We start from the raw sequence: 11,343 nt of genomic DNA, 5'->3' as shown, positions 1-11,343 counted from the left end.
TGAGCAATCGTTTGCAATGGTCCATTGCAAACCTTTGCAAAGAAATTTAGCTATCTGTGATCGAGAAAGCACAGCGGCGCCCGGCTGGCGAGCACGATAAGGTGCGTGCGGCCGGAAACGCCCAAGGAGAGAGATGCCGATGATGCCCCCTGCCCCCGATGCCATTCGCTCGGTCGCGATCGTCGGCGGCGGCACCGCCGGATGGATGACGGCCGCCGCGCTCGCCCATGCGATGCCCAGAGGCCTGTCGATCACGCTGGTGGAGTCGGACGCCATCGGCACGGTCGGCGTCGGCGAAGCGACCATTCCCCCGATCCGGCTGTTCAACCAGACGCTCGGCATCGACGAGGCCGAATTCCTGCGCAAGACGAAGGGCAGCTTCAAGCTGGGCATCGAATTCGTCGGTTGGGGTCGCGAGGGGCATCGGTATTTCCACCCCTTCGGCACGCACGGCAAATCCTTCGATCTGGTCGCGGTGCATCAGCATTGGCTGGCGGCCGGCGGGCCGGAGAGCGGCGTGGCGCTCGACGACCTCTCCATGGCCTGGGGCGCGGGCCAGCGCGGGCGGTTCGCGGCACCGATGGCCGATCCGCGCAGCGTCGCCTCGACCTTCGACTATGCCTATCATTTCGATGCCGGGCTCTATGCCGGGTTCCTCCGTCGCTATGCCGAGGCGCGGGGCGTGGTGCGGGTCGAGGGCAAGATCGCGGGCCATACGCTGGAGCCGTCGCGCGGTCATGTCGCCTCGGTCACGCTGGAGGGCGGACGGGTGCTGGAGGCCGATCTGTTCGTCGACTGTTCGGGCTTTCGCGGATTGCTGATCGAGGAGGCGCTGGGCACCGGCTATGAGGATTGGACGCACTGGCTGCCCTGCGACCGCGCAGTTGCGGCGCCGTGCGTGACCGGCGGTGACGGCCTGACGCCCTATACCCGGTCAACCGCGCGGGAAGCCGGTTGGCAATGGCGCATCCCGCTCCAGCACCGCACCGGCAATGGCTATGTCTATTGCAGCCGCCATATCTCCGACGACGCGGCCGCCGCGACTCTCATGGCGAACCTCGACGGAGAGGCGCTGGGCGATCCGCGTTTCCTGCGCTTCACGACGGGGCGGCGCAAGCTGCTATGGAACCGCAACGTCGTCGCCATCGGCCTGTCGAGCGGGTTCATGGAGCCGCTGGAGTCGACCAGCATCCACCTGATCCAGGCGGGCATCGCCAAGCTGCTCGCCTATTTCCCGACGCGAACGTTCGAGCCAGAGGGGATCCGGGAGTATAACCGCGTCGCGATCACCGAATATGAGCGGATCCGCGACTTCCTGATCTTGCATTACAAGCTGACCGAGCGGACGGACGCGCCGCTCTGGCGCGAATGCGCGGCGATGGCGATCCCCGACACGCTGGCGATGAAGATCGCGCATTTCCGCACCGCCGGACGGCTGGTCGCGCGCGACATGGACCTGTTCGGCCCGGCCAGCTGGGCGGCGGTGCATCTCGGCCAGTTCAACCTGCCCGAGGGGCTGGACCCGCTGCTCGCCTATGGCGACCCCGCACAGAGCCGGGCGTTCGTTGGCAAGCTGGCTGGCGCGATCGGACAGATGGCGGAGTCGATGCCGAGCCATGGGGACTGGCTGAAGAAGATCGGGGCGACACCGTAATTCCTCCCCTGTAAGGGGAGGTGGCAGGCCGAAGGCCAGGCGGAGGGGTGTCGCCCTATCGAGAGCGGGACACCCCTCCACCATGCTGCGCATGGTCCCCCTCCCCTTCCAGGGGAGGAATTTGTTAAAGCCCTTCGCCACCGACCCATTGCGCATGGGCCAGCCGCCGCGCCAATTCCCAATTCTGCTGCCGCAGGTCGGGCACCGCCACGACCTCCCACAGTCCGCCGCGCGTCATCGGGCCGATGCAGTAGAGCCGGTCGTCCACGCCGCCATCGGCCGCGACGACATGGCTCTGGGCATCCACCTCCAGCCCGATACGCAGGGCGTCAGGCCGGATCATGCTCTCGGCCAGCAGCTGTCGGATCAGCGGCTCGCGCGAGCGCAGCAGGTCGCCCTGCGGCCCGGTGCAGTTGACGATCCGCGCGACGTGCAGCGTCTCCACCGCCGCCTGCCCGCGCGGTCGCCAGTGGACCATGGCGCCCTGCCCGTCCGGCTCGACCCTGACCAGCTTGCCGCCCGCGATCGACAGGCGGCCCGCCTCGACCAGCGCCTCCACCCGGTCCGCGACCGAGGGGGCGAGCCGGTGGCGATGGACATCCCAATAGGGGCGCAAATGCCGCAGGAACCGCGCGCGCGTCGCACCGTCCGCCGCCCCCCACATCATCTGGGTCACGGGCCGCAACGCGTCGACCGCGCCGCGCCAGCCCTGCTCGGTGGCGGCGCAGCGCACATGCCGGACCAGCGCCGACAGGCTGGCGGCAGGCCGTTCGCGCAAGGGGGTTAAGGGCGGCGCATCGGCATGGCGGCGCGGCGCGAGCCCCCGGCGCGAGATGGCGATCGTCCGCCCGCCAAAACCGCTGGCGTCCAGCAGCAGGGCTGCGTCGATCGCGGTCAGTCCGCTGCCGACCAGCAAGACCCGGTCATCATCGCCAAGCCCCTCGGCAATATCGCCCGCCCAGGGGTCTTCGCGATAGCATCCCTCCGCCAGCGCGGCCGGGTCGATTCCGGGCGGCGTGTGCGGCGGCAGATTGCCCAGCGCCAGCACGACCGCATCGGCCGCGACAGCCTGCCCCTCCGCCATGGCCAGGCGATAACCGACGCCGTCCCGCTCCAGCCCAACGACCTCGCCGCTGGCCAGCGTCAACCGGGCGGGGTCCGCCGCGATCGTTTCCATGAGCAGGTCGCGCAGATAGTCGCCATACACACGGCGCGGCACGAAGGTCCTGGCGTCCCCCGCCCCACGCGCGACCAGCCAGCGGACGAAATGATCCGGATCGTCGCGCAGCGCACTCATATTGCCCGCCCGTACGTTCAACAGATGCTCGGCATGGGCCGCGCTATAGGCGACGCCGCGCGCCAGCTGGTTGGCGCGCCGCTCGATCAGGGTTGCACGCGGCCCGCCATGGCGGACCAGATTGATGGCCAGCAGCGTCCCCGCAAAGCCGCCGCCGATGATCGCGACATGGTCGATCCCCGCCGTCATGAAGCCAGTCCATCCCTTCCCGATCGCGAACCATTTCCCTCTAAACGGAATGGTGCGCCGCTTCACGCTTATTTCAGTATACGATTATCCAGGCAGCCGTTAGGCTCCGCGACATACACAGTGGAGTGAATGGGTCGATGCGGTCGTGCTGGCGGATGTCCGGATTTTTGGTTTCCCTGTCCTCGATCGCGCTGGCGGTACCGCTCGCCGCGCAGGTGACGACGCCCGCGCCATTGTCGGTCGAGGGGATTTTCGGGCCCGGCGCGGTGCGCACGGAATCGGTCCGCGAAAGCCGCTGGAGCAAGGACGGCGAAAGCTATCTCGCGCTCGAAGCCGCACCCAAGGGCGGGCAGGACATCGTCCGCTATCGCATCGCCGATGGCCGCCGCGAGGTGGTGATCGCCGCCGCCGACCTGATCCCGCCGGGCGCGACCGCGCCGCTCGACATCGACAGCTATGAATGGTCGCCGGACGACAAATGGCTGCTGATCCAGACCAATGGCAAGCGCTTCCGCCGGACCCATGCGCTGTCCGATTACTGGCTCTACGACGTCGCCAATCGCCGCCTGCACAAGGTCGGGCCGGACGCCGCCCCCTCGACTTTGCTCTATGCGACCATCTCGCCCGACAATAGCCGGATCGCCTATGTCCGCGCGAACAACATCTATGTGGAGCCGATCGCGGGCGGCGCACCGGTCGCGCTGACCCGGGACGGCGACGATTATGTCGTCAATGGCCTGGCCGACTGGGTCTATGAAGAGGAATTCTCGGTCCACCGCGCGTTCGAATGGAGCCCGGACTCGCGCCGCATCGCCTTTCTGCGCTTCGATACGAAGGGCGTCGGCACCTTCGACATGATAAAGAACACCGGCGGCCAATATTCGCAGGTGATCCCGCTGCAATATCCCAAGGCGGGCACGACCAATTCGGCGGTGACGGTCGGGGCGATCGACGTGGCCGACGGTGCGACCCGCTGGTTCAAGCTGGCCGGCGATCCGCGCCAGAATTACGTGCCGCAGATCAGCTGGGCGGGCGGATCGGAGGCGCTGTTCATCCAGCAGTCCAACCGGCTCCAGAACACGTACAATGTCCTGCTCGGCGATCCCGCGACCGGCGCGGTCAAACCGATCATGGTCGAAAAGGACGCCGCCTGGGTCGAGGCCAATGTCGCGCCCGAATGGCTGAACGGCGGGCGCAGCTTCACCTGGCTGTCCGAGCGCGACGGCTGGCGCCACCTCTACACCATCGACCGGGCGAGCGGCCGCGCGACGCTACGCACGCCGGGCCAGTTCGACGTGGTCGAGCTGCTGAACGTCGACGAGAAGGCGGGCTATGCCTGGTTCATCGCCTCGCCCGACAATCCGACCCAGCGTTACCTGTACCGTACCACCCTGTCGGGCGCGCCCAAGGTCGAGCGACTGACCCCGGCGGGCCAGCCGGGCACGCACAGCTATGACATCGCGCCGGGCGAGCATTGGGCGCTGCATACCGTGTCGCGCTTCGATGCGCCGCCAATGACGGACATGCTCGACATGACCCGCCAGCAGCCGCTGCGCACGCTGGCCGCCAATGCGCCGCTGACCAAGGTCGTGGCGGACACCGGCCTGCCCGCCACCGAGTTCTTCCGCGTCGATATCGGCGGCGGCACGCAGCTCGACGGCTGGCTGATCAAGCCGCCCCACTTCGATCCGGCCAAGCGCTATCCGATCCTCTATTTCGTCTATGGCGAGCCCTGGGGCCAGACGGTCGCGGATCGCTGGGCGGGGTCGCAGGGGCTGTGGCATCGGATGCTGGCGCAGAAGGGCTATCTGGTCGCCAGCCTCGACCCGCGTGGCACCGCCACCCCGCGCGGCCATGACTGGCGCAAGATCATCTATCGCCAGGTCGGCATCCTCGCCTCGGCCGATTATGCGGCGGGCGTGCAGAAGATGCTCGCCACCCGGCCCTATATCGATCCCGCGCGGATCGGCATCTGGGGCTGGAGCGGCGGCGGCGCGATGACCCAGAATGCGATGTTCCGCTATCCGGACCTCTACAAGACCGGCATCGCGGTGGCAGGCCCCACCGACATGAAGCTCTACGACACCATCTATCAGGAACGCTATATGGGCCTGCCGCAGGACAATGCGGAAGGCTATAAGAACGGCTCGCCGATCACCTTCGCCGACCGGTTGAAGGGCAATCTGCTGCTGATCCACGGCACGCTGGACGACAATGTCCATTACCAGAACCAGGATCAGCTGGTCGACCGGCTGATCCACTTCAACAAGCCGTTCACGATGATGGCCTATCCCGACCGCAGCCACGGCATCTATGAGGGCGAGAATACCAGCATCCACCTCTATTCGCTGATGACCCGCTATCTGGAGACGAACCTGCCGCCCGGCGGACGGTGAGCAGTCGCTGTCTCCGCCGCCCGGCGCAAGCCTTCGCGCGGAGACAGCATCGCCGGTTCTTTCAGGTCGCGGACCAGCCCAAGGCGGCGCAAGCCCAGCAGCACCCACCAACCCGGATCATGCTGACCCGGCTCGATGCCCAGCCGTGCCGAATCTGGCCAGGCGTGGTGATTGCCGTGCCACGCCTCGCCAAAGGTGATCAGCGCAGCGGCGGGCAGGTCGTAACCCTGTACCGCGACATCGTCGACGCTCCATCCCTGGGGTCCGCGCCGGTGGGTGATATGGCCGACCAACCAGTGCCCGGTCACGCCCACCGCCACCCGCATCGGCACGCCCCAGACCAGCCAGGGCAAGCCACCCGCCCATAGGAACAGCAGCGCCCAAGGAATTTGCTGGGCCATCCAGCTCCGCTCCAGCCAGGCCAGAAAGCGGTCGTCCCTCAGCCGCGCCTCGGGCACGAAGCGGGGCGGATGGGCCAGGTCGAGGCGGCAATGCATCTGCCACCAGGCGTCGCGGAAAAACGGCGCCCGGTGGGCGTGGAGGTCGTGGCACTCCACCTGCCGTTGCGCCCAGTCGCGCATGTCATGTTGCCGGACCATAGCCATTGGCCCCGCCATGCCGACAAGCGTCCCTAGATAGACCAGCACCCGCTCGAACCAGAGCGGTGCCGTGAAGCTGCGATGGATGAGCAAGCGGTGCATACCGATCGAATGCCCCAGACAGAGCGTCACCGCCGAGGTCGCCAGCCAGAGCAGCACCGCGCCGGGCGTGACGGTAAGGGGCGCCAGCACCAGCGCCGATCCGGTCATGCCGATCATCCATAGCGAGCGTATCGGCGCCCATCGCACCCGGCCCTCACATGCGTCACTGTCGGGCAAGGCGATCATCCGCATCGTCGAACGGCAAGTCATCCAGCGCTCCCTATATATTTAGGTATATTCCTAAATGCCGAACGACGTTTGTCAACGCTTAGCGAATTGCCTAAATGACGACATATGCAACGTGTGTTCGAGGCGCTCGCCAATCCGGCCCGCCGCCGCATCCTGGCCTATCTGGCCCATGCCGAGTTGAGCGCGGGCGACATCGCCTCGCGCTTCGACATGGCCAAGCCGTCGATTTCCCAGCATCTGTCCATTCTGGAAGCCGCGGGACTGGTCGCCAGCGACAAGCGCGGACAATTCGTCTTCTATCGTCTGGTGCCAGAGAGCCTGACCAACACACTGAACGGATTTGTGCAGGAAGTCTGCCCGGTCGCCCGCCCGTTGAAGCGCGAAAGCGCCGCGCTGGCCCGCAAGGGCGAGGAGACGCCTTAAGCTCTTCAGAAATCCTGATTGCACCATCTGTCGATTTCCATTGCAATCGTTTGTTGCAATCCGCATCCGACCGCGCCATGATGGGCCCGACGCGGCAAGCCAGCGATAGACCATGGCCCATCCCCCCGCGTGCGAGAGGACCCGCATGACCCCGTCCCCCCCCGCCGCCGGAACCATGGCACCGTTCAAGCCAAGGCTGTCGCTGACCCGCATCCTGGAGATGAACCTGGGATTCCTGGGTCTGCAGTTCAGTTTCGGGCTGCAACAGGGGAATATGGCGCCGATCTACAGCTATCTCGGCGCGTCCGAGGCGCAGATTCCGCTGCTGCAAATGGCCGGGCCGATGACGGGATTGCTGATCCAGCCGCTGATCGGCGCCATGAGCGACCGGACGGACAGCCGCTGGGGACGCCGCACGCCCTATTTCCTGATCGGCGCGGTGCTCTGCGCGCTGGGGCTGTTCTTCATGCCGCTCAGTTCGTCCTTGCTGATGGCGGTATCGCTGCTGTGGATCCTGGACGCTGGCAACAACATCACCATGGAGCCGTACCGCGCCTATGTTTCCGACCGGCTGGACGGGTCGCAGCATAATATCGGCTTTCTGACGCAGAGCGCCTTTACCGGCCTGGCGCAGATGCTCGCCTTTCTGACGCCCTCGATCCTGGTCTGGGCGGGAATGAACCCCGACTGGGTCGACGGGCACAATATCCCCTATACGGCGCGCGTGGTGTTCATGATCGGCGCGGCGCTGTCCTTCATCACCATCATCTGGTCGATCCGGCGGGTGCCCGAGCTGCCGCTGACCCCGGAGGATCGCGCCCGTATCGCCGCCGCGCCCAAGGGGATCGGCGCCACGTTGAAGGAAATCGGCGACGCGATCCGCGCCATGCCGCTGCCGATGCGCAAGCTGGCGCTGATGAGCCTGTTTCAATGGTATGCCATGATGGCCTATTGGAATTACGTCATCTACGCGATCGGCCGTTCGGTCTATGGCACCGCCGACGCGACCTCGTCGGGCTTCCACGCTGCGGTGCTGACCAATGGCGAAGTCGCGGCCTTCTATAACGGCGTCGCCTTCGTCGCGGCCTTCGCCATGGTGCCGCTCGCCAAGCGGATCGGCGCGGCGCCGCTCCACGCCGCCTGTCTGGTCATCACCGGCATCGGCATGATGGTGATGCCGCACATGACCAGCAAGGCGATGCTGTTCCTGCCCGCCATCGGCATCGGGCTGGGCTGGGCCAGCATGATGGGCAATCCGTACGTCATCCTGGCGGGCTCGATCCCGCCGGAGCGGACAGGTGTCTATATGGGCATCTTCAACATGATGATCGTCATCCCGATGCTGATCTTCGGCGTGACCCTGCCGCTCTTCTACCAAAGCTGGCTGGCCGGCGATCCGCGTAACGTCCTGACGCTGTGCGGCGTGCTGATGCTGCTGGCGGCCATCTCCGTCTATTCGGTCCGCACTCGCAACGCGCAGGGCCTGCCGCTCGGCGCGGCACCGCAAGTCTGATCTTCCCCCTCCCCTCCGTTTTTTTCGAGGTTCCATGACGATCACCCCCGCCCATTGGTCGGCCGAGGCGTTGACCGGGATCGCCGCCCAGGACGATGCCCGCCTGCCCGTCTTCACCGCCGCCGACGTCGTGCCGATCCTGCCCGACCATGACCTGTGGGACATGTGGCAGATCGCCTATGCCGATGGGCGCACGGCCTTTTTCGGGGGGCGCAGCTGGTGGTTCTTCCTCGCCACGCCGCGTTTCGAGGATCCCGAGATGCGCCATGACGAAGCGCGCATCCGCCTGACCAGCTTCGGGCCCGACGGCTGGCGCGACCATGGCGAGACCTTTGCCGATGGCTTCACGCCGGGCAGCCGCGAATGGTCGGGCTCTGCGGTGCTGGGCGAGGACGACACCACGCTCACCATGTATTTCACCGCCTCGGGACGGCGGGGCCAGCCTCGTACCTTCGAGCAGCGCCTGTTCGAGACGGTCGGCCGCTTCCTGCCCGACGAAGGCCGGACCGAGGGCTGGAGCGAACCGGTCGAGAGCGTCGCGGCGGACGGCCATCACTATATCGTCGCCAATCAGGCAGAGCCCGAAAATGGCGGCATCAAGGGCTTTCGCGATCCCGGTTATTTCCGCGATCCGGCGGACGGCGCGGAATATCTGCTGTTCGTCGGCTCGGCGGGCTGGGTCAAACAGGACATTGACGGTGTCGTCGGCGTCGCCAAGCGCGAAGGCGACGGCTGGACGATCCAGCCGCCGCTGATCGAATCGCTGGGCGTCAACAGCGAACTGGAGCGCCCGCACATCATCCTGCGCGATGGCCACTATTATTGCTTCTGGTCGACGCAAGGAAAGCGCTTCGCCCCCGGCCTCGGCGCGCCGACCGGGCTCTATGCGATGGTCGCCGACCGTTTCGCCGGGCCCTGGCGGCCGGTCAACGGCACCGGACTGGTCGCGGGCAATCCGGTCGCCGAGCCGACCCAGGCCTATTGCTGGTGGGTGACGGGCGAAGGCGATGTCATCAGCTTCGTCGATTATTGGGGCATGGAAGGCCGCGACGCGAGCGAAGACCCCGCCCTGCGCCGCGCCCGCTTCGGCGGCACCGCCGCGCCCTGGTTCCGCCTGGCCTTTGACGGGGACCGGGTGACGATCGCCTAGAGCCTGGTCCAGCTTGGCTGGATCAGACCCTAAGCCGTCTCGCGCAGCACCAGTTCGGGGTCGAGAATCACCGACCCCGCCTCTCGCCCGCCGATCCTGGCGAACAGGGCATCGACCATCGCCTGCGCGCCCGCGGCGATGTCCTGGCGGATGGTGGTGATGCGCGGGACCGCCTGCGCGGCAAGCGGCAGGTCGTCATAGCCGATCACCGCCAGCGTGTCGGGCACCGCGATCGCACGATCGGCCAGTACGCGTACCGCCGTCATCGCAATCATATCGGAGGCGGCGACGATCCCGTCGAGCGGCATGGCCCCACCGCCCTGCTCCAGCAGCGCGTCGATATGCGCGGCGATCTCCTGCTCCATGTCGTCGGATGCGAGATGGGTGGGCAGTTGCACCGGTCCGTCCTGCCATCCCGCTTCGGCCATCGCCCGCGCGACGCCGTCATGTCGCTGCCGGATTTCGGGCGCGCCGATATCGCCCAAAAAGGCGATGCGGCGGCACCCACGCTCGATCAGCCGCCGCCCCGCCAGATAGCCGCCCGCCGCATTGTCCGTACCGATCGCCGCATGAACCTGATCGGGCAACGTCACGCCCCAGGCGACCAGCGGGCGGTAGCGCCGGGCGACCCGTTCGATCGCATCATATTGGTTCGACTGGCCGATCAGCAGGACGCCGTCGACCATGCCGCTGTCGACCACCCGGTCCAGCCAGTCGGCCGCGTCCGGGATCACGCGCGACAGCATCACGTCATAGCCATTCTCGGTCAGCGCATCGGCCAGATAGCCGAGCATGGTCATGAAGAAGGGGTCGGACAAATGCTGGCGCCGATCATGGCCCAGCGGCACCACGATACCGATCACCCCGGTTCGCCGGGTACGCAGTCGGCTGGCCATCTGGTTGGGTCGAAAGCCATGCTGATCCGCCAAGGCCTGGATGCGCGAGCGGGTTTCCGCGTTGACCAGCGACTTGCCCGCCAGCGCCCGCGAAACGGTACCCGGGGATACCCCCGCCATCCGCGCCAAATCCGCGATCGTCCGAACGCGACGATCGCCTCCTCCCGTAATATTGTCGGTCATGTCCGAAAGCTAACCGGACCTTCCGCTCCCAAACAAGCAGGCAACGGTAATTCCCGCATTTTCCTCACATGGATCAACTATATTCCGCAGTCACGTCGATTTTCCATCCACGTAGCGCCACCACCCGCTGATCCCGACAGAGGGGCGCGCCGATCACGCGCATCCAGCGCTCGCCGTCCGACGTATGGATTTGCGCGTCAATGGTGAAACCGCGTCGGTGGCGGATCGCATAGCCACGCAACCGTTCGACGGCCGACAGGGATTCGCTGCGATAACAGGGCAGGACTTGCGTCCGTTCCAGCGGCCGGTCGCGCGCCCAGCCGAACAGCGTATAGACGCCCAGCGACCAATCCAGTCGCTGGGACGCCAGATCGCAATGCCACCGGCCGATGCCATGGTTTGCGAGCCAGTCGTCGCTCGCCGGAAAGGCATCGACATCCGGCGCATCGGCCAAGCCCAGATCGAACCGCAGCCCGCGTTCGAACAGGGGCCAACTATGGTTCAGGGCAAGCGGCTCGGCCGGTTTCACAGGACACTCCTCGAAGCGCGCTTAAGCTAACCTCGAGGCGTTAATCCTCATTTAAATCGACAAACCGCCGTCAGACCTTGTCGGTCAGCTCCGGCACGACGGTGAAGAGGTCGCCAACCAGCCCAATATCGGCCACCTGGAAGATCGGCGCATCCTCGTCCTTGTTGATCGCGACGATGGTCTTGGAGTCCTTCATCCCCGCCAGATGCTGGATCGCACCCGA

The 11,343-nt window shown here is 66.3% G+C and carries 9 protein-coding genes and 1 pseudogene; 5 read left to right on the top strand and 5 right to left on the bottom strand.

Annotation, left to right across the window (positions count from 1 at the left end; translation table 11 throughout):
- Positions 1–142: 142 nt before the first annotated feature.
- Positions 143–1,654 (top strand): tryptophan halogenase family protein, encoded by a 1,512-nt coding sequence (locus tag QZ546_RS11590; RefSeq protein ID WP_294237640.1) that lies wholly within the window; start codon positions 143–145, stop codon positions 1,652–1,654.
- 124 nt (positions 1,655–1,778) lie between these two features.
- On the opposite strand, the gene QZ546_RS11585 is transcribed toward QZ546_RS11590, so the two are convergent.
- Positions 1,779–3,140 (bottom strand): FAD/NAD(P)-binding protein, encoded by a 1,362-nt coding sequence (locus tag QZ546_RS11585; RefSeq protein ID WP_294237487.1) that lies wholly within the window; start codon positions 3,138–3,140, stop codon positions 1,779–1,781.
- Between the two features lie 155 nt (positions 3,141–3,295).
- Between QZ546_RS11585 and QZ546_RS11580 the strand changes: the two genes are divergently transcribed.
- Positions 3,296–5,536, top strand: coding sequence for a S9 family peptidase (locus tag QZ546_RS11580; protein ID WP_294237484.1), 2,241 nt, complete (start codon positions 3,296–3,298; stop codon positions 5,534–5,536).
- Here QZ546_RS11580 and QZ546_RS11575 read toward each other — a convergent pair.
- Positions 5,500–6,447: an acyl-CoA desaturase gene (locus tag QZ546_RS11575; protein ID WP_294237481.1), complete on the bottom strand. Its 948-nt coding sequence runs from the start codon at positions 6,445–6,447 to the stop codon at positions 5,500–5,502. The two genes, QZ546_RS11580 and QZ546_RS11575, sit on opposite strands and share 37 nt — an antisense overlap.
- Before the next feature lie 84 nt (positions 6,448–6,531).
- On the opposite strand from QZ546_RS11575, the gene QZ546_RS11570 reads away from it, so the two are divergent.
- The 3 genes from QZ546_RS11570 (at position 6,532) to QZ546_RS11560 (ending at position 9,512) form a co-directional block, all read left to right on the top strand.
- Complete coding sequence (locus tag QZ546_RS11570; RefSeq protein ID WP_294237478.1) at positions 6,532–6,849, top strand: metalloregulator ArsR/SmtB family transcription factor; 318 nt, start codon at positions 6,532–6,534, stop codon at positions 6,847–6,849.
- Positions 6,850–6,994: 145 nt separating this feature from the next.
- Entirely contained in the window at positions 6,995–8,362 is a 1,368-nt protein-coding gene (locus QZ546_RS11565) for an MFS transporter (RefSeq protein WP_294237475.1), read from the top strand.
- 34 nt (positions 8,363–8,396) lie between these two features.
- Positions 8,397–9,512: a glycoside hydrolase family 68 protein gene (locus tag QZ546_RS11560; RefSeq protein ID WP_294237470.1), complete on the top strand. Its 1,116-nt coding sequence runs from the start codon at positions 8,397–8,399 to the stop codon at positions 9,510–9,512.
- Positions 9,513–9,541: 29 nt separating this feature from the next.
- On the opposite strand, the gene QZ546_RS11555 is transcribed toward QZ546_RS11560, so the two are convergent.
- The 3 genes and pseudogenes from QZ546_RS11555 to QZ546_RS11545 form a co-directional block, all read right to left on the bottom strand.
- The gene (locus QZ546_RS11555) at positions 9,542–10,591 is read right to left on the bottom strand and encodes a LacI family DNA-binding transcriptional regulator (protein ID WP_294237468.1); all 1,050 of its coding nucleotides are present in this window, start codon (positions 10,589–10,591) and stop codon (positions 9,542–9,544) included.
- 73 nt (positions 10,592–10,664) lie between these two features.
- A complete protein-coding gene (locus QZ546_RS11550) occupies positions 10,665–11,120 on the bottom strand; it encodes a hypothetical protein (protein ID WP_294237466.1) in 456 nt (151 codons plus the stop codon).
- A 70-nt stretch (positions 11,121–11,190) separates the two neighbouring features.
- Positions 11,191–11,343, bottom strand: a pseudogene (locus QZ546_RS11545) (electron transfer flavoprotein subunit alpha/FixB family protein); the annotation flags it as partial.

The organism is uncultured Sphingomonas sp. (genome assembly GCF_913062585.1).
In the GTDB taxonomy this organism is placed as follows: Bacteria; Pseudomonadota; Alphaproteobacteria; order Sphingomonadales; family Sphingomonadaceae; genus Sphingomonas.
Note: the sequence above shows the minus strand (reverse complement) of the source record. Positions and strands in the feature narration are given on the sequence as shown.